Genomic DNA, 26,361 nt, shown 5'->3' with positions numbered 1-26,361 from the left:
CTGGTGCAAGGCCCCCCGACGACCATATCATCGATATTACTGAACCTAAGCACCTAGGGCATCTTTAGCGATGCCGCAAAGTGGGCAGTGGGTCACTTCAGGACAATCGCAACACAGGGGATTGAAATGCTGATCAAACCCGCGGAGGAGGCCTTTTCCCCCATTGAACAGACGATATCAGCTATATCCCCACTGCGTGCCGCGATCGAAATCAGAAATGTGTCCATGTCCTTTCCCGGAAAGCGGGCAACTGTCGAGGCACTGGTCGACATCAACTTGAACATCCCTGAAAATCGCTTCATATCGATCATCGGTCGCAGTGGCTGCGGCAAGTCGACCTTGCTTCGGATCATCAGCAATCTCCTTCCGCCAACGAAGGGTGAGGTACGCGTTCACGGCCTTTCCTCGGTCGAGTACCAGCGCCGCAAGAAATTCGGCTTCGTGTTTCAGGATGCCAGCCTCTTTGCCTGGAAGACGGTTTTCCAGAATGTAGAACTCCCTCTGGCCATTCTTGGCGCCGGATCTCCGGCGGAGCGCCGAGACAAGGTTCTCGATCTTCTTGATCTCGTCCGTCTGGATGCCTTCGCCGATCATTATCCGGCCCAACTCTCCGGTGGCATGCGACAACGCGTGTCGATTGCACGCGCTTTGTCCTACGAGCCAGACATTCTGCTGATGGACGAGCCGTTCGGCGCGCTTGATGATCTAACGCGCAAGGAGATGCACAACGAATTGATCCGCATCTGGAACGCACGGGGTTTGACGGTCGTGTTCGTCACGCATTCGCTCAGCGAGGCGCTATATCTTTCCGATCAGATCGTCGTCATGGCTCCTCGTCCCGGCCGGATAAAATCGATCGTTTCCGCTCTCAATCCTCGTGTCAGCGATCCCGCGCTGCGCGCCAATCCGGAGTATGTATCTCAAATGCGGGATCTGGAGGCATTGATCCATGAGCAATGAATCCGTCGCACCCTTCATGCAAATTGCCGTCGCCCGCATTGTTTCCCGCATCATCGACCTGGCACCGGCTATCGGACTGTTTGTTGCAATCGGGATTTTCTGGGAGGTCGCAGTCAGGGCCTTTTCCGTTCCGACCTACCTGCTTCCGTCTCCCAGCGCCATCGGCGTGAAAATCTGGCAAGCACATGACATGCTTTTGCAAAATCTCGCCTGGACCATGGCCGCCGCGGTTCTCGGCTTCATCATCGGAACGGCATTCGCGGTTTCGCTGGCCGTGCTCTTCCTTTATTCAAGAGCCGCCGAACGGGCGCTTTTTCCATGGGCGATCACGTTGAAGGCAATCCCCATCCTTGCCATCGCTCCACTTCTCACCATCTGGCTCGGTTTCGGTTTACAGCCGAAAGTGGCGATCGCTGCAATCGCCTGCTTTTTCCCCACACTGGTCAATACGGTGAAGGGATTGCGCACGGTCGATCGACAAAGCCTGGAATTTCTTTCGGTCATCGGCGCGACAAAGGCGCAAGTCTTCCGTCATGCGCGGCTCTACGCCGCCCTTCCCTATATTTTCGCAGCCGCCAAGGTAAGCTCCAGTACCGCCGTCATCGGTGCCATCGTGGCGGAATTCACCGGCGCTAATTTCGGGATCGGCACGGTCATCGTTACGGCCGGCTACCAGCAGGATGCCGCCATGCTGTTTTCTGCGATCGTTGCGTCATCCGTCGCAACCATCCTCATGTTCTACCTCGTGGTCCTCGTCGAAAAAATCAGTCTGTTCTGGCCCGAAGCCAGCATGGACGCCTGAACCGTTCACAACCTGTTGGAGACTTTGCAATGAGATCACGTGCATATGCCCTTTTTGCTGCCCTCATGCTGGCTCCCGTCGTTGTTTCGGCGCCCGCTCTTGCGGCCGACAAGATCTCGCTTCGCCTGCCGTGGCTCCTCAACGTGCAGTCCGCCGGTTACGTGATGGCCCGCGAAAAAGGCTTCTACGCCGATGCCGGCCTCGACGTTGATATCATGCCAGGCGGGCCCAACCTGAATTCGACGGCTCTCGTGGCGTCAGGCGCCAATACGTTCGGAACGAATGATGTCGGGCAGATCCTGTTGGGGGATGCCAATGGCATGGACCTTGTCATGGTTGCGGCATGTTTCCAGCGGCATCCGGCCGGCGTGGTCTCCCTGGAGAAGAGCGACATCAAGAAACCCGCCGATCTGGTTGGCAAGACGCTCGCTTATAATGAAGGCGGTCCATGGGCATTGACCAAGGCGATGCTCGCCAAGGCGGGAGTACCGCTCGAGAAGATCAAACTCGTAGTGTCACCGAGCGACCAGCTCCTGGTCAACGGCTCCGTCGACGCCAAAACCGGCTTCGTCATAAACGAGGCGGTCGCTCTCGACCTGCAGGGACATAAGACGTCGACGCTGCTGCCCTCCGATTTTGGTGTCAGCACCTATGCCGAGGTGATCTTTGCAGCCCGCAGGACGGTCGACGGCAATCCGGATTTGGTCAAGCGTTTCGTGGCGGCAACGCAGAAAGGCTATGACTATGCCTACGCCCACAAGGACGAGGCCGTAAAGATCATCGTCGGCCTCAACAACCAGCTCGATCCGGTACAGCAGGCCAAGCAGATGGAGCTGCAGGAAAGCTTCGTCTACACCGATTTCTCGCGCGCCAGGGGCGCTTGCGCCTTCGACGGCGCAGTGATCGGAGAGACCGAGAAAACGCTTCGGGAATTCGGCGATCTGAAGTCAGCGGTCGACGTCTCGAAGACCTATTCGACCGAATTCATCCCCCCGAAATAATTGCCCAGCTGAGGACATAATCATGACAATCCAACACACCCCCATTCATCCCGGCGGCTTGCAGATGCACCTGAAGATCAGGCCCGGCGATGTTTCCCGCTACGTCCTGACCCCTGGCGACCCCGGCCGCGTGCCGGTCGTCGGCAGCTCCTGGGATTCCTATGAAGAGGTCGCCTATTTCCGTGAATACCGGACGGCGCGCGGCACACTCGATGGTGTCGACATTACCGCCTGCTCTCACGGCGTTGGCGGTCCTTCGGCGGACATCGCTGTTGTGGAACTTTCGAATTGCGGAGCCGATACCTTCATCCGCGTCGGTTCCTGTGCAGCCCTTCAGCCGGAGATCGAGCCAGGCGACCTGGTCATCTCGACTGGCGCGCTCCGCCTTTCGGGCACGGTCGACGCTTATGTCGACAGATCCTATCCGGCGGTTGCCGATCATGAGGTGTTGCTGGCGTTGATCCAGGCGGCCGAAGACATGGGCGAACGCTATCATGTCGGTCTCGCCGCCAGCGTCGACAGCTTCTATGCCGGTGAGGTCAATCCGATGCCGGGCGGTTTCCGCCAGTCGAAAATGGACCATGTCATCGATGACCTGCAGAAGGCCAAAGTCGCGAATTTCGAGATGGAAGCAGCAACCATATTCACACTGGCCCAACTGTTCGGATTTCGCGGCGGGATGATATGCTCTGTGGGAGCCAACCGCATCACGCGCAAACGCGAGGATTCCGCCGATTCAATAAAAAGGTGCTGTGCTGTTGCCAGCCGCGCGGTGGTCATTCTCGCCAGCTGGGACGCAAAAAAAGCCGAAGCAGGCAAGAAACACTTCTTCCCGAAGCTCCTGGCGAAAGCATGACGACGATGCGGAACCCGGAAACCTCCACACGGAACAGATCGATCAAGGTCATTTTCGATACGGACCCTGGCGTCGATGATGCGGCAGCGCTTCTGTTCCTTAACGCTTATCCCTATGTCACGCTCCTTGGCATTACCACCGTCTTCGGTAATGCCGACATCGATACGGTCACGCGCAACGCTCTCTATCTCAAGAAGCGCTTCGCCATTCCGGCACCGGTCGCGCGCGGCGCCGGCATCTCGCTTGCCGGCGAGACAAGCCTGCCGCCGGCTCATATCCATGGTCAAAACGGCATTGGAGACATTGCACTGGATGAGTCCCACCTCCCAGAGCCGGACCCGCGACCAGCACACAGATTCATCATCGATACGGTGCGGGAAAATCCAGGTGAAGTCACGCTCCTCGCCGTCGGCCGGCTGACCAATCTTGCACTTGCCCTGAGGGAGGCGCCCGATATCGCCAGCCTTGTCAAGGAAGTCGTCATCATGGGTGGCGCGTTTTCGCTCTCCGGGCACAATGGCAACGTGACGCCGGTGGCCGAAGCAAACATGATCGGCGATCCTCTTGCGGCCGACGAGGTGTTCGGCGCGACATGGTCTGTCACCGCGATTGGTCTCGATGTCACCCGGCAGGTTGTGATGGGACCGGCAGAACTCAATCGCCTCGCCGCGCATGGTGGCGAGGCAGGTCGCTTTATTGTCGAAATATCCAAAGGATACCGCGCATTTCATGCGCAGTTCGGAATAGACGGCTACTACGTTCACGATGCCACCGCTGCGGTCTACGTGATCGATCCATCCTTGTTCAAAGTGCGATCAGGGCCGATCCGCGTCGCAACGGAAGGAGTTGCGGTCGGGCAGACGATTCAACGCGACTGGGGAACCCTTTATCCACCCGGCGAATGGGATATGGCGCCCGATCAGAAAGTTGCGGTCAGCGTAGACGCCAATCGCGTGCTTGGCATGCTGCTTGGAACGCATATTCCCTGCCTTCTGGCATCGTGAGGGATAACAATCAATGGTTGGTCCGAACGATGAAAACCTACTTTTGAATGCACTTCCGGCCGCACTTGAGAACCATGTGCTGCCTCTTACGCAGCAGGGTGTGTCGCGTGGCAACAAGATCTTCGGCGCCGCCTTGTTGCGAAAAGACGACTACTCCGTCGTCCTGGCGGAAACGAACAATGAGATAGAAAGTCCGTTGTGGCATGGCGAGATCCATGCTCTCAAGCGGTTTTCCGAACTGCCGGCCCCAAAAAGGCCGCCCCCGAAGGATCTGATCTTTCTGTCCACGCACGAACCTTGTCCCATGTGCCTTTCGGCAATCACCTGGGCAGGGTTCGACAACTTCTATTCATTCTTCACGCATGAAGATTCCCGCGACGCCTTCAGCATTCCTCACGACTTGAAGATCCTGAAGGAGGTTTTTGGGCTGGCTCCTGGACAATATCGGCGCCAAAACGCCTTTTGGCATAGCCGCTTCATTCGCGACATGATCGCCGTTTCAGACGAAACGGTGCGTTCGCATTTCGAAGAGCGCGCATCCGCAATAGCAGACAAATACGCTTCATTGTCGGTGCTCTATCAGCAGGGCAAGCATCAAAACGCCATACCGCTGAACTGACGCACAGGCTGCGCCTTTCTGCGCACAGAAGCAAGTTCACGGGCCGATTCCCGCTTAGAACAACCGGACCGGGCCGAAGCAGATTAATCATCTTAGGTAGGCAGCCGCCTCACGACCAGCGGGGCCTCCGCTGTAGCGGCGAATTTTAATCGTAGTCAGCCAGGGAGCCAAAAATGACAGCCACGTCGACCTTGCAGTTCTATCTCAACGGTAAGTCAGTGACTATCGAGAACCCCTCTCCGTCCACTTTGCTCGTTGACTATTTGCGGTCGCCGGAGGTGCGGCTGACAGGCACAAAGAAGCCCTGCGGGCAAGGCGGGTGCGGTGGTTGCACGGTAATTCTCTCGGACTGGCCGGATGGAGGGTCTATCAGACACCGCGCCATCAACTCCTGCCTGCGCAGACTCTGTTCGCTGAATGGAATGGCAATTACAACCGTCGAAGGGACAGGCAGCATGCCGGCCTCGTTGGCCGCTTATCCCGCACATCATCCGACCGCCTCACGCGGAGGTCCTGATTTCCAGGATTCCCTGCCCACCAGCCTGGTTGAAGCGATCAAGCAGGTCAACGCAAGCAACAACGGTAGTCTCACACTTGCCGCGGGGCCTGATATCTCTCAAATCAATCCTGTTGCCCATGCACTTTCAAGCAACAATGGCAGCCAATGCGGTTATTGCAGTGTTGGCTTCGTGATGAACATGTCGGAGTTCATCACAAACAATCCTCAGGCTACCAAGCAAGATATCGAAGGCATTTTCGATGGCAATCTCTGCCGGTGCACGGGATACCGTCCAATCCTCACTGGCATGAAGACCCTGGCCAGCGACTGGTCCTCGCACGACGAGGACAACCGGATGAAGTGTCTTGAGGATCCGGAAATCGATATTCCAAATGGAACGCCGGTCAGAATCGACGCCCCGACCTCATCATTTCCAGTAGAGCCCCTGGACGTTCCGGGGTCTGTGCAGTGGTTCACGCCATCGACCATGGATGAACTGGCAGCGGATGCGGCCCACTTGACGAATGGCGGCAAGACGTTCCGTTTCATACATGGCGGCACGTCCTATGGGATCTACAAGACCGAATTCGAGACAGTCGATGCCTTTATCGACCTGCGATACGTGCAGGAACTGCAAGGCAAACCTAGCCCGGCATTTCACGATCAGCTTAATTACACTCTTCCTGCCTGCACCACCTACAATGAACTCATCGAATTTATCGCCAGCCTCGATGATGACTCTCCCGATTTTGCCGCCATTCTGTATATGGCCGAAAGGACGGCGGGACGCATCGTTCGAAATGCCGCTTCGATCGGCGGCAACTTCATGTTGTGGCTGCATCACGTTGCCGGCGGCAGCGGTGAGCCGTTCCCATCCGACCTGACGCTCGCCCTGATTGGCACAAACCTGACCGTAACCTATTATGAACTGGATCTCGTCAATGGAGTGCCGGGACAGCAATCGACCGATCAGGTCGATGCGCTCCTTACCAGGATTGAAGCTGATCCAACCTTCCCGAGCAAAATTGTGATCGTCAGCTTTCAGATCACTCCCACCCGTACGTCCATCTCGGACCCCTATGAGCGCTACTTTTCCTTTGCCCAGAAGGTGGCATTGCGGGAGGTAAACTCACACTCCATCGTTAACTCGTTCATTTCATTTGATATTGATACTCAATCGGGCAACGTGGACAGTCCCGGGAAGGTCATATTCGGAGGAATAAATGCCTCCTATTGGAGGGCATCGACCATCGAGGGCTGGTTCTGGAATGGCAAGGTTTTCTCCTATGAAAACCTGTTGTCCGCCTGCGCGCAACTCAAGGCAGACGTAACACAAGCTCTGGCGGATTCTGCGGCTCGAAGGGACGAGGCTCCATGGGAAGGATTTACCGACGAATACAAGGCAAACCTTGCCGTTGCGATGTTTTACAAGGCGGGTGTTGCGGTCCTTGTCAGATTGGGCTTTGCAATGCCGGTCAACGCCAATTCCGCCGGCGAAATGACCTGGGGGACCTGGGCCGTCAGCGATGGTCTTCAGGATTACACCCGGCAGGATTTCAAAGCTCCGGTCGGACAGCCATATGTCAAGGCGACCGCCCTGGAACAGTGTTCAGGCCGCACGCACTATACCCACGAGCTCGCCTATCCCCAAGGTACCCTGCATGCAGCTTTTGTCCGGAGTCGCAGCGCGCTAGCCCAGTTTTCATTCCAATGGGAAAGCAACCCTGTTCAACCCGATGGTCTCAACGACAAGCTGGCGGACATGTTCCCGCACTTCCGTCGACTGCTGACATGCGAGGACGTGCCGGTCCGGCCGGCCAATTTCCAAGGCATGGGCGGCGATCAACCCATGCTTGCCGAAGGCTCCGTTCTTTATTTCGGGCAGGCGATCGCAATGGTGCTTGCCGATACAGAGGAGGATGCGAATCTGATTGCCGACTATGTTTCCGAAAATTGCCTCGGCTATCAGCCGATTAATTGGGACCCGAGTTGGCAAGAACCAATATTGGCGATCGAGGATGCTATTGCAAAGGGAAGTATCTTTCCGGATACTCCATCCACGGCAGGGTATCTATGCCACATCTGGAAGATCACGCGCCCGCGCAGTCGATTTGATTGGATGACGTCCCTGCCGGCTGTACCGAGCGATTTCGACGCCGAGCCGTCAACGACGGACAACGTGGCTGTCGACGGGGCGAATTGCATCCGCGTGGTCAACAATCAGAAAACCGGCGGGCAAGCCCATTTCTACATGGAAACGCAAGCCTGCCTGGCAATTCCGGCGGACGAAGGAAGGATTATTGTCAATTCGTCGACCCAGAGCCCGATGGAGATGCATCAGACCGTGGCCTCGGCACTGGGACGACAGTACAACAAGGTGAAGATCCAGACGCGATTGCTGGGCGGCGCCTTTGGCGGAAAAACCGAACAGGCGCGTTTCACAACGGGGCCGACCGCCGTCGCCGCCGCGGTGATGGATGCGCCCGTGCGTCTGGCAATGGCTCGCGACAGCGATATGGCGATGATCGGCAAGCGGCATGCCCTTTATGGCGTGGGACAGATAGCCGTCGATGACGGTTCGGTTCGCCCGGACGATAAGGGTAGAATCAAAGGCACGCATCTGACCCTTTGGGCAGACGGTGGTGCCTACTACGACTGTTCCTTCGTGGTCACGAACTGCATCCAGACCCGGATCGATAATGCCTATATGATCGATAACTTCGAGAGTCAGATCGACGCCTGCAGGACCAATACGCCGCCAAATACGGCGATGAGAGCGTTCGGAGACATTCAGGCAACCAATATCCTGGAGAACCTCATAGACGACGCGGCGACTGCGGTTGGTCTTCGCCCGGAGGACCTGCGGGAGAAGAATTTCTACCAGCGGGGCGAAGTCACCCCTTACGGCCAGACCTTGACCGCCTGTTACATGCTTGAAGTCTGGAACTACCTGAAGGAAAAATGTCAATTCCAAAATAAGCTTATGGAGGTTCAAGCGTATAATGCGCAGAATAAATGGAGGAAGCGAGGCATTGCGCTCATTCCCGTCAAATACGGATCGGGATACAATTTCGAGCAATTGAAGCAGTCGTCTGCGATCGTCGTAGTCAATCAATCGGACGGCTCGCTCGTCATCCATCAGGGCGGTGTCGACATGGGCCAGGGCTTGCTGACCCAGGTCAGGCAGGTGGCAGCCTATGTGCTCAACATCCCGCAGTCACTCATCCACGTGGAAAGTCCGCAGACGGATACGACCCCCAACACCAGCAGCTCGGGTGCCTCGACGGGAACGCCCTATAGCGCCGAGGCAGTGAAGCGTACCTGCGAACAGTTGCGGCAAGAATTGACAGAATTCGGCTATCGGCTCCTCAAGGACAACGGAAATGACTGGTGCCGAGTACATGGGTTTGACTTCTGGAACTACGGCGAGGCCGGCTGGAACACCGAGGTCACCATCAACGGCAACACAGCCTTGATCTGGCAGAACCTGGTTTACTACGCCTATGTGCAGCGACTGCCGCTGACGGCAACGTTCAATGCCAATATCGAGCACGGCGACTTCGACATGCCGGTTCTGACCTTCAAGCAGGCAGAGGATCAGCCGAATATTCCAGGCATCACGAGGGCGAACGTCCCAACCGTCACAGATGTCCAGAACCAGTTCGTAGGTTTCACTTACTCGGCAGCCTGCTCCGTCGTCGAGGTCGACATCCTCACAGGCGAGACGAAGATACGCAGCTCCGACCTCGTCTACGACGTTGGCTGGAGTCTGAACCCCGCGCTCGACGTCGGGCAAGTCGAAGGCGCCTTCGTCCAAGGTGTCGGCTTCCTCATGACAGAGGATCTCGTATACCAGCCCGACACGAATGCTGGAAATGAGAAGGGGCAACTCAATACGACCAATACCTGGCGTTATAAGATCCCTGCGCAGGTCACGATCCCACTCGAGTTCAATGTGTCGCTTTTTCCGCGAAACGATCCGTCGGTTGTCAACATCCCTCCGGACGATCAGGGGATCTTCTCTGCCAAGGAAGTCGGCGAGCCTCCCCTGGTGCTGGCAAATTCGGTCTTCTTTGCCATCAAGGATGCAATCCGGGCATCAAGAATAGAACGCGGCCTCTCCGGCCTGTTCAACTTGCGAGCGCCAGCCACGGTTCAGGAGGTGCGCCGCGCGTGCGCCCTCGACCTGCCTAATTAGGCGGTTTTCCAATTGCAACCGCGAGGAGACTAATCGGCCTGTATCCGGTTCGTGCGCTCGAACGCGCGTATGAGCGGACCGCGGCGCTATATTACAACGGCAGGCCCAAACTGAAAGAGATTCTCGCGCGTATCGCGTCCAACTCGGAGCGCCTCTAGCGGTCCGGTCGCGCAACTGCGGCCGAGCATCTCTGCTCCGCAGGACGAGTGGGGCTACCAGCCCTGCGACGAACAAGCGGCCGGGATGGCGCAGGCGGCAGTTGTGCGATAGCGTCGGCAGGAGGACCGATCTGCGACGGGTTTCCCTTCCTCCCTCATTTTTCCCGAGAGGCGTTGAATGCCGCCATTATTGACGCTATATAGCGTCTATATTATTGGCACTCTGAAGATGGAGGCGGATCATGGGCATCGCCCAATATGCAGACGATGGGCTGTTCGCACCGCGCAAGATCGCGGATGCATTTCGCACGACCAGCGAAGAGATCGCCCGCACCGCCGGACTCGGAAAAGACGCGATTCAACGCAAGGATCGTATTCGCTCCGACAGAACGCAGCGACGCCTGCGCGAGATGATCGAGGTCGTCAATAAGGTCGAACCGCGCTTCGGGTCGGCGCTGATGGCCTATGCCTGGTATCGCTCCGAGCCGCTGTCTGGCTTCTCCGGTCAGACCGCGATGCAACTGGTCCGCAATGGTCGCGCCGACGAGGTGCTTGATTATATCGACGCGGTCGACGCCGGCGTTCACGCATAACCCCCGGCCGATGCAGTATCAAGGAAAGCTCTACCGGGCGCTCAACCCGATCTATGCCCGCGAGCCTTTGTCGGGACGCGGCGCGGAACTCTATGGCGGTCGCTTCAACCCGAAGGGTGTGCCGGCCCTCTATACCTCGCTGACAATCATGACGGCGCTGAAAGAAGCCAATCAGGTCGGAAATCTGCAACCGACGACGCTGGTTTCCTATGATGCCGATATCGAACGTGTGTTCGACTGCCGGGACGACGCGGCCCTTCGGGCGCTGGGCATGGATGCGGCGGCCCTCGCCGATCCGACCTGGCGTGACCAGATGAAGGTTTCGGGTGAAGCGAAAACACAAGCCTTCGCGCGCCAGCTTGCCGCCGACGGCTGTTGCGGGCTGCTCGTGAAGAGCTTCGCACCCGCTGCAGCGAATGACGATCTCAATCTCGTCCTCTGGACATGGGGCAGCACACCGCCTGGCCGTCTGATCCTGATCGACGACGAACATCGACTGTCCCGATAGTCTGCGCACCACGCCATCTATCTCGACGCGAAAACGCCGGCCGCAGATGACCACGCGACCGGCCATGGAAAACAATGCACCAGAGAAAGCTTAATGAGTCGAGTATAAAATCACGTCTTTCGGGTAATGACTGCCTTTGAAATCGACCATGATCGGGAAAACTCAATCTGCCTGCTCATCTTCAACCCGGATCTACGCCTACCATACTAGTTGCAAACCCGGGTGAAAAGTTTGCGACAGAACCTTGTACAACCGTTGTATAAAAATGCCCTTTCAAAGCTCCCGTTTTAGGGGTAATCTCCCGATCCTGTAGTGGGGCATTCAATCGAAAATCGCGTCTCGTTCCGAATTCTTGACGAGATTCTGTTTTTTCGCAGCACGCCGAGTGCATTTCTAACGACATTTCCCGATCGTTGAGTTTTTGAACTCAACAGCATTTGCGACTGTCTCTCGTGAGGCCGCTATGGCGACGTTGGCGTTGCTCGATATGGTCAGTCCTTATGTCGTCGGCGGTGCGGCCATTGGCCAACCGCTGCACGAACTGCTGAGCGCGCTATTCGTTACCGAAATCGAGACAGCCTTCGATGACAATGGAATCTGCCTTAGCGGGATTGCCCGTTTCAGCGCCAACGTTAGCAATGCATTGCCGACTTTCACACCACCCTTCACCATCACTTGGAACCCCAACGCGACAGTCGACCATCGTACGCAGCGCACGCAGGGCGCATATTGGGATTTTCCCGACATCGCGATCACCTTCCAGCTGACCGCCCCCCGCATTTCTTCACCCGTTGCCGACCTCGTCGTTTCCGGCGGTCCCGGCGGCAATCCGGCAGCGCTCAACAACGGCCCGCTTGCCGCGCTTCTGGCAGGGCTTGGCCAGGGCCAACCCGCGCCGGGTCAGACCGCAGCGGATTCTGTCGATACGGTCTTCCATCTCGATCTACTGTTCGATGCTGCAACGTTGCATCTGCCGTTCCTCACAGGCGCCTTGTTGCAGCCGGACGGCATGCTTGTCCCTGACCCGCAAAATCCCGAGGTCACGCTCGTTCTGCCCAAAATAAAGCTGTCGATCGACCAAACTGCCGGAGCCACCACGGGTGGTGGTAGCGATCCGCAGGTATCAATCAACTTCGATTCCTGGGCCGCTTTCGACATTAACGATCCGGCGGGTGCCGGCTACGGCGATCTATTGCGCATGCAGCCGCCCTACGCCTTCTTCGGCCCCGACGATGTTCTCGGCTTCGGCTTCAACAGCCTGCTACTCGACCTCTCGGGGACCGAGACGCCAGCAGCGATCCTCGAAAAGTTCGGCGTCGGCGATGATTTTCGCGGCTTCTATGCTCCAGATGTGCGGGTCTTCATCCAGCCGCCGGCGTTCAAAGGCCTCGGTGTCGACGTTTCAGCGCGGGAACTGCTGTTCCAGTTCGGCAGCGACGGTGGCCTGTCGGCAATCTTTGGCCTCGATGTCGTCAACCCGGACGCAGCGCAAGGGGCGACGATCACTATCTACGACGAGTTCGGCGGACTGGTCGACAAGATCGCCGTGCCTGACGTCGCGGCGCCTCCAGCTCCGCCTTTCACGTCCGAGATCGTACCGGTTCCGCGGAAATCGCTATGGGTGGTCGACGTCACGGGCGGGCAGCCGCCTTACAACATCAATATCGACGGGAAGACGCAGACCACCGACCCCATCGTCGTCCAGTTGGCGCCCAATCAGACGAGCCGCACTGTCGGCATCGACATTCTCGATGTGCACGCTGGCGCCCAGCCGCGCCATGCCGATGTGCGCGTGGCTCTGCTACCGCCTTCGCTGACCGCTCCGGAGGGTGGCTTCAATGCCACTTCCGAAAAGGCCGTGCTGACCGTTACAACCGCGGGTCCTCCCGGCTATGCCATCGGCATGCTGGATTTCCCCGAGCAGGAAAAACTCACCATCGTCTTTGCGCCAGAGACGGCGGTTGCGACGCTTTCAACGGCCGGGGAACCACCACGGGCTCTGCCGATCACCGCCGGCCGCGCTTCCGTGTCGTTGCCCCACGGCGCCTTGGTGGACATCGGCGCCACCTGGAATATCGCGGCCCAACCGCCGAGCCCGGTCACCTTCCATGGCCAGTTCCAATACGATCAACCGCTCCGCTCGTCTGCGACGCCGGAGACGGTCGACGATCCCGCCTGGGCTACCTTCGCCAGCAATCCAGAGAATATCCGGACCATTCCCTCGGCGGATACCGCCAATCCCAACCAGCAGAATTGGCAGGGTGTGGACAACGAGCTCGTGACCAGCTCGGACTTCAACGCCTTCGTGGCCGCCGCCAAAGCAGAACCGGATACACCTATCACCCTCGCTGGCGAGGCCAGCAAGGAGAAAGTCCCGGTCATCGAGTACAACTTTGCACTGTCGCAGCGCCGCATCTGGGCGATCCGTGAGCTGCTCACAGCGCAAGGCGTCACCAACCAGATCATCGAGCTGCCGGAGGGCGAGCAGCCCCCTACCGATCCTTACCTTGCTCCCGGGCGCGGCGCCTATCGCCGTGTCCTCGCCAGCATCCCGACCGGCGGTCGGCCGGCGACTACCGCGACAGCCGCTGTGCAGATTGCCCGGCCTGCCCGCAAGCCTGTGCCGGCTCCCTTTAAACCGCCAGTCATTAAGCGCGAAGCGCCTGGCAACGACAGCATCCGCTTCAAGGAGCTGCATGTCCGTGTCGAACTCGACCACAATCGCCTGATTGCCATCGAGATCCGCCTCAAGGTCGACGTCACCACGGTTCTCGAGAGCTACCTGACCACCGTCCAGCAGCAGAACCCGATACCTCGGGGTCAGGGACCGATCTCGCTGCCAGTCGGCAAGGCGGCCGATCCCAATGACGGCGTGCTCGACATACGCCTCCAGCTTACCCTCGACGACACCGTCGGGCGATGGCAGATGTTGGCGAGCCTCTTCGAGCAGGACAGCGATGGATTCCTGCAGACGCCGCCGCCCACCGCGCTTGCCGCCGGCCCCGTAGCCGATTACTTCTGGCGCGACTATTTCGGCCTGCTGATTGCCCTCGCGCCGCTGCTCGACGCCGTCGCAACCTCCAACACGCCGGCTGGTGATCTCGTCGCGCTGGGTATCGGAGCGAGCGTCCCGCTTGCCGCGGCCGAACTTGATGTCGTCCACGTACCGCGCATCACCCTCTACGGCGGCGAGCTGGTCGTCGCGCACGATCCCAATGGTACGCAGGGTGCGCTCTTGCTTGACGTGGAGGTGGCGCTCGTCGTCACGCTGAACCTCGCCGGCACGCAGCTCATCGATACCGACCCCACGAATCCCATTACCGTCCGCTACAAGGCTGTGGGGTTCAAAACCTCCGACAAGCCGCAAATCCGCGACGTAATCCCGGTCTTCGACTCCTCGAAGGGATTTACCATCAATATCCCGAGCACAGGCGGCATCAGGGTGCCTGCACCGCTCGGCGACATCCTTCAGGTGTCCGGCGCACGCATAGCCCGCTCAAACCCGGCCAATCTGGAACTCGACCTCGGCCTCAAGGTCGACCTGGGCGTCATCACCGTCGACAAGACGACCATCCGTATCCCGCTCGAAGGCGGGCAGCTGCCGACGATCACAGCGCTTGGCGTCCACATCAACATCAGCGGCGCCATCGAGGGCGGCGGATATCTCGCGATCTATCCAGACGGCTTCGCCGGCCAGCTCGATGTCTCTCTGCCCGGTCTCGGCGTCCGTGTCGCGGCAGGGCTCTCCGTCCGCCACGTGCCGACGCCGCCCGCGCCGGGACCGCAGGCCACCGCAATCCTGCTGATGCTCGAGGTCGATTTCCCCGTGCCCATTGCCCTTGGCAATTCGGGGCTTGGGATTTTCGGCTTTGGCGGTCTCTTCGCACTGCATTTCCGCCGCGACGAGCATCCCAACGATCCAGTCCCGGCGCTCGACTGGCTAACGCGCGTCAACGGCAATCCGATGGAGATTACCGGCTGGGTGCCGGACATCGATCATTGGGCTATCGGCCTCGGCGCCGTGCTCGGAACGATGGACGCCGGCTTTACGCTCAACGTCAAGGGCATGCTCATCTTCGAGATGCCCGGGCCGCGCATCCTTCTCGTCATGAAGGCCAAGATCATCGCGATCCGGCCGCCACGAGAAGGCAATCCGACTGCGACGATCCTTGCGGTCATCGACATCGACCTCGGGCGGCGCCGGATCACCATCGGGCTTACTTTCGACTACGAGATCAAGCCTCTGCTTGCTGTCCACATACCGACGCGCGCAATCTTTCCCTTCGATGACCTGGCGCATTTCGCGATCGACGTGGGCTCCTGGTACAACCCGGCCACGGTCACTTTCTTCGACCTCTTCAAGGCTCGCGGCTATTTCATGATCCGCGGCAAGGGTATACCCGACAGTTCAGCCTCTCCCGACAACTACGATGAAGGCCAGGACAGCACCTTCCCGTTGCTACCCTTGCGGCTCGGCGGTTTCGCTATCGCGACGGGCGTTTCCGTCTCGTTCACCTGGGGCGACGTGGATGATGGGCTCTATCTTTCGGTCGGCGCCGCTGCCGATGCCGGCCTCGGTTTTGCACCGATCCTCTTTACCGGCGAGATCAGACTATGGGGAGAGCTGCATCTCTGGGTGGTGAGCATCGAGGCAGCGGCCAAGCTCACGGTCGTCGCGGGACAGGTGCCCGACGGCCCGCCGGTGCACGATCCGGACTATCCCGGTGATCCGACCCATCTCTATCAGCCGACAAAGAACGTCGTTCAGATCGACGGTGAAGTGCATGGCGAAGTCGACCTGTTCTTCTTCACCGTATCGGGCTCCGTGCACGTGACACTGGGCTCCCGTCCCGACGATCCACCGGCCCCGCCGCCGCTCGTTAATGGCGTCAGCCTGCAGTCGCGAGCGGCGGCACTGCTGGCCGGTGTCAGTAGCGACCGTCCGATCGATGGCAAGCTTGTCGACGCACATGCCGACGGCAGCGCCATCCCCGACGGCGAAGCCGTGCCGATCGACGCGATCATCGTGCTGCACTTCGACTGCACGCCCCGCATCGACGGCGTCTTCTCGGCGACGCAGCCCGACCCGAACGATGCCAGCAAGACCATCACGACCAGTGTCGCGATCGGCCCCATTGGTCCATCCTCGCCGGCGGTGCATCGCGGGACGCCCTACTATACATACCGTCTCAAAGGCATTTCCATCGACCATGCGCTAACCCCCGGCGAGGTTCCTGCTGTCTGGTGGCCGAACGCTCCCAACCCCACCGCCGAGAGCAAGCGCGAGCTCGCGCTGCTGACGCGCGTACCTGATGCGCACCCCAGCGCCGTCGAACGCAGCCGCCACGCGGAGGATTTTCTCCGCCAACATTGGGCAACGATCTGCGACGAGGTCGCGCCTGCCACATCGGTGCTCTGGACGTTCCACGACCAGCCGCTCGGGCCGTCGAGCATCGGCTGGCAGATATTCGGCACCGCCTGGCCCGATCCGCCGCAATCGATGCGCCAGACCGCACCCAAGCTTCGCCTAGACATCGCCGAGAACTGGCGTTCCGGCAATCCAGTCGCCGATCTCTTGGTCGACGTTGCGCCTGCCCGAGTGATCGGAGGATATGTCACATGCCCTGACGGCTGCACCGCTGCCGGCGCGGTGGCGCTGCAGCGCCCCGATGTCCACTTGGCGCAAGCCCAACGCCCGAGGTTCACCACGATCCGCGATTTCGCCGCCGTAACGAGCTCGTCGGACCAGCGGGCCAGCTTGGCGTGGCTCCTGCCCGGGCTTGCCGATGCGACACGGCAGCGGGTTTCCCGCGGCTGCTACGCCAAGTTGCTCGAAGCGCCGTTCCAACGGCCGCAGGCACCGGACCTTCGGCGCGGCTATCCACTCGCCGAGATCATCGACGAACTGCTCGCGGAAGCCAGCCGGGGTGACGACTACTCGGACGTTCTGACGCTTGCGACCGGTCAAATCGTGACGCTTCGGGTGCTGATCTTCGCGCCCGACCAGCTCGTGCGGAGCGGCCGCCTTCAGATGCGGTACTTCGATGCCGACGGCAACCAGCTCGACACGGTCAAGATCGCGGCAGATGGCAACGGCAGCCTCCGCATCCAGACACAAAACGACCTGCCAAAATCATGGATCAATCCTAAGGGACCCTGGGCTTGCCGCGTTATCGAGGTCTTCAATTTACTCTCAACCGCCAATCGAAAAGAGGACGGCGCCATCATCCTCGTCGATACGAACACCCCGGCTGGAACCGCCTATGTCCAGTTCGGCATCGTCGACCTGCAGAGCATCATCGCCGAGGGCTTTAACCGCCCCTCCTATCTCGTCGGCGTCATTGAGACGCTGACCGCAGCCGAGGTAGCACGAGAAACCGACGAGACGCTGATCCAGAACCACAAAAAGAGCGAGATCAATGGCGCGCTCGCACCCATGACGGCACCGCCCGCGCTCCTCCTCCCCAATACCGAATACGCGGTTTCGGTCGAGTGGGAATGGGCAACATGCAACGCCGACGGATCGGATGCGAATACGTGGAACGCTGCCCCGACACAGACCTTCCGCTTCCGCACCGACAACCAGCCATTGGCGCCCCGTGTCATCGCCTCACCCGGTGACCGGCAGGATCAGGCCAAGACGATGCCGGTCAGGCTCGACCCGTGGGTCATCACGACGGATCCCGATGAGGGCGAACGGTTCTACTTTCACGGCCTGCCGATCCGAATCGTCTTCGCCGTCGACTATCTGCTGACGATGTTCAAGACTTACGGAGTTGAGCTGCAGGCCAAGGTCCGCGCTGCCTCCTACAAGAACGCCGCGCCCACTTCGCCTGGGTTCCCCAACACCTTTGCCGTGATCAAGGACGCCGTCACCGCAGTGGCAACCGATCAGGTCAATACCCGACCGCTCGTTGGCGTGTCGGTGCTGTCTCCGTGGGAGGGCATGATCCGTGATGTCTTGGCCAACGCGCCTTGCATCCCCACGTCAGGGGCCGTCACCCGTCACACCATCGTCGATATCAACCTGCTGCTCGAGCCGAGCACCGATTTCATCCTCGACATCGAACCGGTCAATCCGCCGCCGCCTCCACCTGGCAAGCTCATGACGCCGCTCTTCCGACGTGCCTTTACCACCTCGCGTTACGCCAATCCGGCGGCCATGTGCGCCGACGTCTCTGTGAGCAAGCCGGTCGAGTTTCCGGCCAGCGGTGCAGATATCGCTGCACTCCTGGCCTTGCTCAACGCGCCTCAGCTGTCGCGGTCGCAGATCGATGCGGCGCTCGGCGAGGCAGGCCTGCGGCCCGTCGTCGAAGTAAAAAGCCCCGAGGTCGAGGTATTGTGGGTGCCTGATGGTGGCGCGCTGCAGCCCCGGCTCATCGTCATCCGCACCCCCGAACCGCTGGTGCGCACCCGCAAGGAGCCGCAGAACCACGAGCCGCCTGGACAGCCGCGGCTGCAGCGCGAGGTAATCAGCCTCGTCGACAAGCCCTACCTCGAGGTGGTCCCGACGGCGGGTATCGGAGGCGCGGCACCGCTTCATATCATCAGCGAGCCCGGCCTCAATCTTGTCATCGTCGCCATCGACGCGGGCCGCAACAAGCCGATCGCGCTCTCGCTTAGGGTGCATGAAAACCAGTTTCTCGGCGAGGGCAGCGACATATCGGATATCGAGCTGCTCAAGATGACCCTCGATGCTGCAATCTGGGAGGTGGCATAATGGCACCGCGCGTCTGTCTGCCGGGCGAATTCCTCCTGGATGCGATCGTCGTCGATCCACGCCGGCAACTTGCCGCGCAGGACCGCTCACCGGAGGCGCAGGATTGGGCGCGTCCGGCGCCCATTGACGACCGGACGGCGCGCAAAGCCCGCGGACGCGGCCCTTACATCGCCCTGCGCTGGGTACTGAACGCCAGCCTTGGCATCCCACTCGAGCCATTCACAGTGTGGCGGCGGACGGCGCTCAAACGACCTCGAGCGAAATCCATCGACAACTGGCACCGGATCGCTCCCGACACCTTCTGGTGGGACGGGCTCACCGAAATGTTCCTCATCGAGCTTGAGGTGAATGCTCCGGTGACCGCATACGGCCTGTCGCGTGCGGATAACGATCCAGTGGCGATGGCCAGTGGCGGGCCGGGCATGATCACGCTACGTGGCGGGCCTATGCTCGGGGTCCGGCTGAGCGATGAAAGCGCCCTGATCGACGCCCGAGGCCTCTCCGCCATCGTGATGGCAGATGACGGCGGATGGCAGGAAATCCAGCGCGTCGGCTTGCCGGTGCCGGCGCACCTCGTCAACACAAGCTATTATCGTTCAGATCAGCAGGGCTACGTCTCCTCCTATATCGACGACCCCGTGGCCGCGGCAATACAGCGGCTCAAGGACTGGGGTCCGGTCATAGGATGGCCGGCGCTCGCAGGGCTCGACCCTTGGGTACCGCCCGACCCCGCGGCATTGGTCGATCAACTCGGCGCCAACATCATGAGCGACTTGCTGCAAGTGCTCGCCGACCATCCGCCGCCGGATGTCGATGCGCAGCAACTTGCCAACGCCAAGCCGAGGCTGCTGCCACGATTCGAGCAGCAGATCGCTGGCCTCAAATACGAATTCGGGGACGGTCGTACGATCGATCGTTCGGAGATGACGACGCGGCCGCTGCAGAATCTCACCACGGCTGTTGCCACCGACACCTGGGCCAGCCTGGCACTCGGCTACGGCACCGGCGCCGACGTCGGCGAGCCCACCGGCCGCCTCCAGGAGCTTGACGACTTCATGGTGACGGTGCCATGGAGCGGCCAGATCAAGGCCGCCGTGCAAACACCCTCGATCTGGCCATTCGGCAACAAGCCGCCGCAAATCATTGCCAGGCAGGTCGATCGCGAGCTGGCCGCCATCGTGCTCGCCCCGACCTTCCGCGCAGCACCGGATGCGCCGAACCCTTTGCTGCCCGCGCCGAGCTTCGTCGAGGGCGCCCCCAAGCCGGACGCACCGTTTACCAGCGCGATGAAGATCGAGACGCCGCGCACCTCGCCGCAGCCCGGTCGCAGCCGTGCCAGTGCCTATGCCCTCGCCCGCTTCGACAAGCCGGGTGTCGGCCAATATCGGATGCGCCGGCGGCCCAAAGGCGACAGCTGGGTACCGATCGGCGCGGCGACCCCCGTGCGGGCGATGGGGCAATCGCCCGACCCAGCACTGACGCCGAATACCGTCATGCTTCGCGACAGCGGCGTGCCGAGGCCGATCACCGGCGCCGCGCTCAACTATCAATATGCGGCGGCCGCCGGCGACCTCTTCGGCCAGTGGAGCGGCTGGTCCGGTGCGTGGCTGGCCCTCGGGCCTGGCGACGTGCAGATGCCGACCGTCACGATTTGCCGGGCGCGCGCGAGTGCACCGACCGGGGCAGATCCCTGTGCGCTCGACGCCAGCACCGAAATCGTCTGGGAAGCGAGCGAGCGTACGCTTGGGCAGCTCCACCTCGTCGTCGACCTGTTCGATCCCTACCCGGCGCCCCCTGATCCCCTCGCAGATCCGCCGGACAAGCCGCAGCTCGGGGCCGGCATCGTCGACACCTTCATTCGCTTCGATGCGTCGGGCATGGTCATCCAAAAGCCTGCTGACGTGACCGTAACACCGTTGCATCCCGACGATACCGAAGTAACCAACGCCAGCCCCTTTGTTGGCACGGAGCGCCGCTATCGTATCGAATGGACGGCGTTGTCGATTGTCTATGGCGTCGCAAAGGAAAAGGCGGTCTCGATCTACGCTCGGGCGGAGGAGACGATCCGGCCCGGTGAATGGAGCGGGTGGGGTCACGCCCGCGAAATAGTGATCGCCCCCAATCCGCTCCCTCCACCGACACCGATACCGCTGCCTCCCGAATATCCGGTCTGGGCCTCGTTGCCGGACGCCGCCGGGCTCTCCTACGCCAGTGTCGCCTGGGCGCCGACCGGGGCCTGGCGCTATCGCGTGTTCGAGGCCACCGAAGCGGCGATCCTCGCGGCCTGCGGCCTGCCCGGCCCTGTGCTGACCCAGGGCTTCCATAGCCGGATGCAGACACTCTTCGATCTCCACAAGGGCAATGCGCATCTAGCGACGATCAAGGCGGCGTACCGCAAGCTCGGCGACGAACCGATCCTGCCGCCCATCCACCCCGACGGCACGATGCGCTACGAGGCGCTGCTTCCGCGCGGCAGCAGCCTGATCCATTGTTTCATCGTGGTCGGTGTCAGCGAGACGAACGTCGTCTCCGGCTGGCCCGTGCCGGATGCCGATGGCCGAAAGGGGTTTCTGGCGTACGCCATCCCGCACCCCTTGCGGCTCCCCATGCCCGAAATCAGGGCAACGATGGGTGCGGCAGGCTCCCCCGAAATCACCGTGACGGCAGCCGGCGCCACTCCGCCCACGCGCGTCACACTCTACCGTGGACGCAACGCCGTCGTGGCACGTACCCTCGGCACGATGGAGAGGGTTGCAGCCGTGTCGCCGAATCCCGCCGCATGGACCACGACGACCTTTACCGATGCGACGGCCGTCCGCAGCTGGGAACTGCTGCAATACCGGGCGGTGATCCGGCCGGACGACGACCTCGACAGGGCCGGCCTCGCCGTCGACTCGCCTACCTCCCGTTCTTACGGCTTGCTCTTCCCGCCTGCCGGGCCGCCAGCGCTTGCGCTGACAGAGATTGCGCCTCGGCGGTCGCTGACGCTTGCTGTGGTCAAAGTCACGAGCGACGCGCCGCGTGCAAGCGCGACCATCGGCGACCATTTATTGTCCTGGATGAGCCGGCAGGGAAGCAGCGCGCCGGTTATGGCATCGTCGACATTCGCCGGACTACCCAGTTTCCCCAGCATCGACGCCATGCTCGGCTCGACCGAGCACGCGGCCTATGTCGGCGCCGATGTTTTTCTCCGGATCGATCGTACCGGGGGGGCGCCGCTGGCCCTGAGCATCGACGTGACCGATCCCCTCGGACGCTCCACGCACGCACTGCTCGATCTGCCAGCTTTCGTCGCCGATCCGGCGCCGGTCATCTCAAGCTTCGTGCTGACGCAGCGCCAGAATATCCTCGCTCCGGCGCTCTGGATCGCGATGGACACCAACGCCCCGGAAACGCTGGCACCTGGCCACGATTGGACACTGCAAGTCCGTTCCCGGCCGAGCAATGTGCTCATTCCGTGGACGACCCGCAGCTTCTCGGTACTAGGCCTGCCATTCGTTGCGACCGAAAGCCAGGTGCCGTCGCCGGCTCACACCATGGATACCATGTTGGTGCGCCGCCTCCTCGGCGGCGGCAGATTCGTGCTTTGGATCCGAGCCTCGGTCGCGGTGACGGTTAGCGTCACGCTGACCAACGGCCTCGGGCAGAGCGCCTCGCAGCAAGGATCGACGAGATGGCAATAACCATTGCAGGTCAGGGCGACATCCGGCAGCGACTGAATAATGATGGGCTGGCGGCCCTCGGCCTGGCAGGCCCTTTGCTTTCGCCAGTGTGGACGCAAGCGCTGCCGGTGGCAAACGTCGCCAATTTCAGCTTCACGGTCGCCGCGCAGTGGTACGCCCCGCTCGCCGGCATGCTGATCACCGAGCCCAATCCTACCGGCCTCGGGCTGTCTCGTCTTGACGGGACACCCTGGCCGACGACGACGGGCAACGCCGTGGTCTTTCGCATCCATCCTCAAGCGAGGCTGCGGCTCGAACGCCTCATGGTCAGCAATTTGCAGCCGGCCAACGCAGCGCCGCCCGACCGGTCAATCCGGCCAGTACCCGCCATATTCCTTATCACCAACCCTGGCATGACCTTCGCAACGCCTTGGATCGCCAATGCTGGCGAGCAAATCATGCCGGTTGGCGACGTAACGATGTATGACGAGCATGGGCTTGCGATCGACCCCTTCGCCTTCGCCGCAGCGCTTGCGGCGATCATCGCCGGCACCCCGGCCGCGGGTGGTCCCACGCCAGCGGGAGCACCAGCCGGAACGCTGGTTGCGATCGCTGGACTTGTGCCTGCAGGCAACTTCGTCCACGCAGTCGATCTGCACGGTCGCCCCTGGCAAGACCCGCCCGGCGTCAACGCCGGTATCAGCCTCTATACCGCAGGGGTCGCCGGGGCCGCGCCAATACAAAGCCAGCACATTGGCGACGGCCTGGTTTATGCATTCCCGACTGGGCTGACGATCGCTGCCGATGCCGATCCAAGCGGCACGCAAAGCGCCTTGACCACGCCAGCGCTGCTCCGCTTTGGCTGGCAGGTACAAGGCCGGTTGAACAACCTGCCCGTGAGCTGGCCGGCAGCCGGTCCGCAGACGCCGGCGCGAGACACGATGCGCCTTGCCGTGTGCGATCCGACATTCCACCTCTTGGGCAACATCACGCTCACCGCGCGCGACGGCGTGCCAGGCGCCGACGTCAGGACCAACGCCTCACAGGCCTCGATCCTCAGGGAGGGCAGCCCAATCACTTTGCTCCCAGAGAGCCGCTCGGCACTCGGCTGGATCGGGCAAGTCATCCTCAATCTGCAGGGTGGTAATCCGGCAGCAGCGTTCCAGACCGGGCCGATGTTTGCCGCAAGCTCCTATTTTGACCTTGGTCAATGGCCTTTTCCGAATATCCCGGGGCCGAACGGCGCCTGGCCGATCGCGCCCGCGGCGACGCCAGTTCCTGGCAATGACGCCAGCGTCATGGCTGCGCTGGCGCCGCTCAAGACCGCGGTGGCCAATTGGATCGCCGGCAGCAACGACGTTCTCGTCACGCTGCCGGCGGGACTGCCAGCGGGCGTCGCCGTACGTTTCTATCCCATCCAGATCCTCATGGGGGTTTCGCCGGACGAGCAGCCCTTGCTGCGGCGCAGCGACGGCAATGCCACCATCACGACTGGCGCGGCAACCGACACCGTCCGATTGGCTGATCCCTTCAACCTCGGTTCCGACGTCGTTCGTCCCGGCGGCACAACCACGCTGCGCATGGACGCGGCGCTGACATGGTTGACTGCCGCCAGCGCCGTGCCACGCGTCAAGCTGATGGGCAATTTGCACCTGACTGTCGGCGCTGATGTGCCGGCGCCCCAGCTGCCGCCCGCCAATATCCTCGCCGCGATGTTCTGGCGCGGTACCGCGTCCAATCCCATGATCGGCGCGCCGTCACGTGGACCGTTTCCGCTGGCGGCAGTGCTTGGCGACCCGATCGCTTTTATCCAAGGCGTCGTCCGGCATCTCTCGACCGATGCCAACCCCCGCGAGGCGCCGCGACTGCCGACCATGTCGCGCAACGAAAGCCTCTTCGCGCTGCAGCTACAGCCTGGAGCCGCAGCCGATATCTACCGGTCGATGCTCACCGGCGCCTGGCTGACGCGCGAGGCCGACGCCCAATCTCCCCGGCTCGCCAACCCCGGTGGCGCCGGTTGGCATGAAGTGCATGCGCCGAGCCTTGTCGCAACGAGCCAGATCGGCTTCGATCTGTGGATCGCTGCAGCTCATCGGACGCGGCCGGTCGTGCCGACCGCCGATGTTGCGCAGGCTTTCCAGACAGGACCAATCGCCGGCCTGCCGACCAATTGGGTGCTGCTTCAGGCCAATGCCACGTCGGTGCCACCTACTCCGCCGGCGGCCCCTTCGACAATCGCGGCAGCGGTGCTGCAGACCGTGCCGGCCTATGTCGAGACACCCGAGCTCGCGATTATCCCCGATACCGACATCGCCGCAGCGGTGAACTGGGTCACCACGCAACTCGGCAATTGGGCATCGACGCCGAACGATCCCGAGCTGCACCGGCAGATCGCACGCGAGCTTCGCTCGTCCAACTATGGTCGTCGCGACGCACAATGGGCGCTCCGTCGCGCCATAGCGCACGCCCGCGAGCTCATTTACATCGAGACCCCGCTGCTGGCGCATACGACGCATGATGCCGGCCCACCGCAGGACCCGGCGGCGGCAGTCGACCTCGTTAACGCGCTCGCCAACCGGTTGACCATAGAGCCGCGCCTCCGCGTGGTTATCCTCGTGCCTCGAGAACCGCCCTTCGTGACGGGCTATGAGCCCTTTTCCGCCTTCTTCTTTGCCAACCGGCTCGAGGTGGCGCGAACGCTCGCCCTGGCGGGAGGCATGGTCGATGGCCTTAACGGGCAGCGACCGCGGGTCGTGATCGGTCATCCAATAGGCATGCCGGGGCGGCCACTGGCCATCCGCAGTACGACGGTGATCGTCGACGACGTCTGGTGCCTGCAAGGTACTTCCTCGATCAGCCGGCGTGGCCTCACCTTCGATGGTGCGACCGATGTTGCGCTTGTCGACTGGCAAATTGATCGCGGGGCCAGCGTCACCATCCGGGCGCATCGAAAGGCCCTGATGGGACAACATCTGGGTGTCGGGCCGACACCTGTGGGCGGCGGGGTGCCGGTAAATTCCGTCGGCGCTCCGGCAGGCGATTGGGTCAGGCTTCACCAGCCCGTCAGCGCGCATGAAGTCTTTGCCGACGCCCTTGCCGCCGGGTCCAATCGCGGAAAGCTGCTTCCCCTATGGTCAGGCCCAGATCCAGCGGCTCCAGGCGCCGTGATCGCCCATCCAGCCGATGTCGCAGATCCGGACGGGCGCGGCGGAGCTAGCTTCGTCACTACCCTGGCAGCCGCCCTCGGCGGAAGCAGCGTCGTCTAGCGATTGGTGACGACCTGCTGCGGATGGAAAGCGAGGGCGCCCAGCACGCAAAGGACTTCTGCGAATCGCGCTCTGAACAATAACCCCGTTGGGATCCGCTTCGAAAACTTGAGCTACTATACTACGCTCTTGATAGGTTTTGAACCGTCGATCCATTTTTTGCAAAAGCTATCTGCCTGAAATTCCTCAGTGACAGACATCGGCTTTGTCCGCTTTGAATGACCGATTTGGGGCCGTTATCGGACTGACCGGTATCGACGGGGAATTCGAGAAAGCTGACATCCAACATCCGACAGGCACGCAGTCCGCGCGGCATTTCGCGCAGGTTCAATCGAATACCGGGGTAGAAGTGCAAATCAGCGAGAGCCCTCTTCTATGTGCCTTATTTGGTGGGCTTGCTAGATTTGCTAGGTTTGAGGGACGGTGTATTCCCTGGTGTGCTTTTGTTATCACGACGGCGCTGATCTGGTTTCCCTGTGGATTTCGCTATCGGCTTTGGTCCTGGTTTAAGTGCC

At 61.2% G+C, this 26,361-nt stretch carries 12 protein-coding genes; all 12 read left to right on the top strand.

What is annotated here, in order from left to right; translation table 11 throughout:
- Nucleotides 1-126: 126 nt before the first annotated feature.
- The 12 genes from FP026_RS25880 (at nucleotide 127) to FP026_RS25820 (ending at nucleotide 25,846) form a co-directional block, all read left to right on the top strand.
- A complete protein-coding gene (locus FP026_RS25880; protein ID WP_149637449.1) occupies nucleotides 127-960 on the top strand; it encodes an ABC transporter ATP-binding protein in 834 nt (277 codons plus the stop codon).
- Nucleotides 950-1,762 carry an ABC transporter permease gene (locus tag FP026_RS25875; RefSeq protein ID WP_149637448.1) on the top strand — a complete coding sequence of 271 codons (813 nt, stop codon included), beginning with the start codon at nucleotides 950-952 and terminating at the stop codon, nucleotides 1,760-1,762. The genes FP026_RS25880 and FP026_RS25875 overlap by 11 nt, the downstream gene beginning before the upstream one ends.
- 29 nt (nucleotides 1,763-1,791) lie before the next feature.
- On the top strand, nucleotides 1,792-2,763 hold the full coding sequence (locus FP026_RS25870) for an ABC transporter substrate-binding protein (protein ID WP_149637447.1): 972 nt from the start codon (nucleotides 1,792-1,794) through the stop codon (nucleotides 2,761-2,763).
- A 22-nt stretch (nucleotides 2,764-2,785) separates the two neighbouring features.
- The gene (locus FP026_RS25865) at nucleotides 2,786-3,619 is read left to right on the top strand and encodes a nucleoside phosphorylase (protein ID WP_149637446.1); all 834 of its coding nucleotides are present in this window, start codon (nucleotides 2,786-2,788) and stop codon (nucleotides 3,617-3,619) included.
- Entirely contained in the window at nucleotides 3,616-4,623 is a 1,008-nt protein-coding gene (locus FP026_RS25860) for a nucleoside hydrolase (RefSeq protein WP_246665455.1), read from the top strand. Before FP026_RS25865 ends, FP026_RS25860 begins: the two co-directional genes overlap by 4 nt.
- 13 nt (nucleotides 4,624-4,636) lie before the next feature.
- Nucleotides 4,637-5,242, top strand: coding sequence for a deaminase (locus FP026_RS25855; RefSeq protein WP_149637445.1), 606 nt, complete (start codon nucleotides 4,637-4,639; stop codon nucleotides 5,240-5,242).
- Between the two features lie 173 nt (nucleotides 5,243-5,415).
- Nucleotides 5,416-9,939 carry a molybdopterin cofactor-binding domain-containing protein gene (locus tag FP026_RS25850; protein WP_149637444.1) on the top strand — a complete coding sequence of 1,508 codons (4,524 nt, stop codon included), beginning with the start codon at nucleotides 5,416-5,418 and terminating at the stop codon, nucleotides 9,937-9,939.
- Nucleotides 9,940-10,339: 400 nt separating this feature from the next.
- On the top strand, nucleotides 10,340-10,690 hold the full coding sequence (locus tag FP026_RS25840) for an antitoxin Xre/MbcA/ParS toxin-binding domain-containing protein (protein WP_149637443.1): 351 nt from the start codon (nucleotides 10,340-10,342) through the stop codon (nucleotides 10,688-10,690).
- Between the two features lie 10 nt (nucleotides 10,691-10,700).
- Nucleotides 10,701-11,198, top strand: coding sequence for an RES family NAD+ phosphorylase (locus tag FP026_RS25835; protein ID WP_149637442.1), 498 nt, complete (start codon nucleotides 10,701-10,703; stop codon nucleotides 11,196-11,198).
- Nucleotides 11,199-11,661: 463 nt separating this feature from the next.
- Nucleotides 11,662-18,918 (top strand): hypothetical protein, encoded by a 7,257-nt coding sequence (locus FP026_RS25830; protein WP_149637441.1) that lies wholly within the window; start codon nucleotides 11,662-11,664, stop codon nucleotides 18,916-18,918.
- On the top strand, nucleotides 18,918-22,601 hold the full coding sequence (locus FP026_RS25825; RefSeq protein ID WP_149637440.1) for a hypothetical protein: 3,684 nt from the start codon (nucleotides 18,918-18,920) through the stop codon (nucleotides 22,599-22,601). Before FP026_RS25830 ends, FP026_RS25825 begins: the two co-directional genes overlap by 1 nt.
- Nucleotides 22,592-25,846 carry a hypothetical protein gene (locus FP026_RS25820; protein ID WP_149637439.1) on the top strand — a complete coding sequence of 1,085 codons (3,255 nt, stop codon included), beginning with the start codon at nucleotides 22,592-22,594 and terminating at the stop codon, nucleotides 25,844-25,846. The genes FP026_RS25825 and FP026_RS25820 overlap by 10 nt, the downstream gene beginning before the upstream one ends.
- Nucleotides 25,847-26,361 lie beyond the last annotated feature (515 nt).

It is taken from the genome of Martinezella tropici (assembly GCF_008370325.1).
Taxonomy (GTDB): Bacteria; Pseudomonadota; Alphaproteobacteria; order Rhizobiales; family Rhizobiaceae; genus Rhizobium; species Rhizobium tropici_B.
The sequence above is the reverse complement of the archived record's forward strand: the minus strand, read 5'-3'. Positions and strand labels throughout refer to the sequence as shown.

Bases quoted from the DNA above. Each gene is read 5' to 3' on its own strand.
- FP026_RS25880 (WP_149637449.1), top strand. From the start codon at position 127: ATGCTGATCAAACCCGCGGAGGAGGCCTTTTCCCCCATTGAACAGACG.
- FP026_RS25875 (WP_149637448.1), top strand. From the start codon at position 950: ATGAGCAATGAATCCGTCGCACCCTTCATGCAAATTGCCGTCGCCCGC.
- FP026_RS25870 (WP_149637447.1), top strand. From the start codon at position 1,792: ATGAGATCACGTGCATATGCCCTTTTTGCTGCCCTCATGCTGGCTCCC.
- FP026_RS25865 (WP_149637446.1), top strand. From the start codon at position 2,786: ATGACAATCCAACACACCCCCATTCATCCCGGCGGCTTGCAGATGCAC.
- FP026_RS25860 (WP_246665455.1), top strand. From the start codon at position 3,616: ATGACGACGATGCGGAACCCGGAAACCTCCACACGGAACAGATCGATC.
- FP026_RS25855 (WP_149637445.1), top strand. From the start codon at position 4,637: ATGGTTGGTCCGAACGATGAAAACCTACTTTTGAATGCACTTCCGGCC.
- FP026_RS25850 (WP_149637444.1), top strand. From the start codon at position 5,416: ATGACAGCCACGTCGACCTTGCAGTTCTATCTCAACGGTAAGTCAGTG.
- FP026_RS25840 (WP_149637443.1), top strand. From the start codon at position 10,340: ATGGGCATCGCCCAATATGCAGACGATGGGCTGTTCGCACCGCGCAAG.
- FP026_RS25835 (WP_149637442.1), top strand. From the start codon at position 10,701: ATGCAGTATCAAGGAAAGCTCTACCGGGCGCTCAACCCGATCTATGCC.
- FP026_RS25830 (WP_149637441.1), top strand. From the start codon at position 11,662: ATGGCGACGTTGGCGTTGCTCGATATGGTCAGTCCTTATGTCGTCGGC.
- FP026_RS25825 (WP_149637440.1), top strand. From the start codon at position 18,918: ATGGCACCGCGCGTCTGTCTGCCGGGCGAATTCCTCCTGGATGCGATC.
- FP026_RS25820 (WP_149637439.1), top strand. From the start codon at position 22,592: ATGGCAATAACCATTGCAGGTCAGGGCGACATCCGGCAGCGACTGAAT.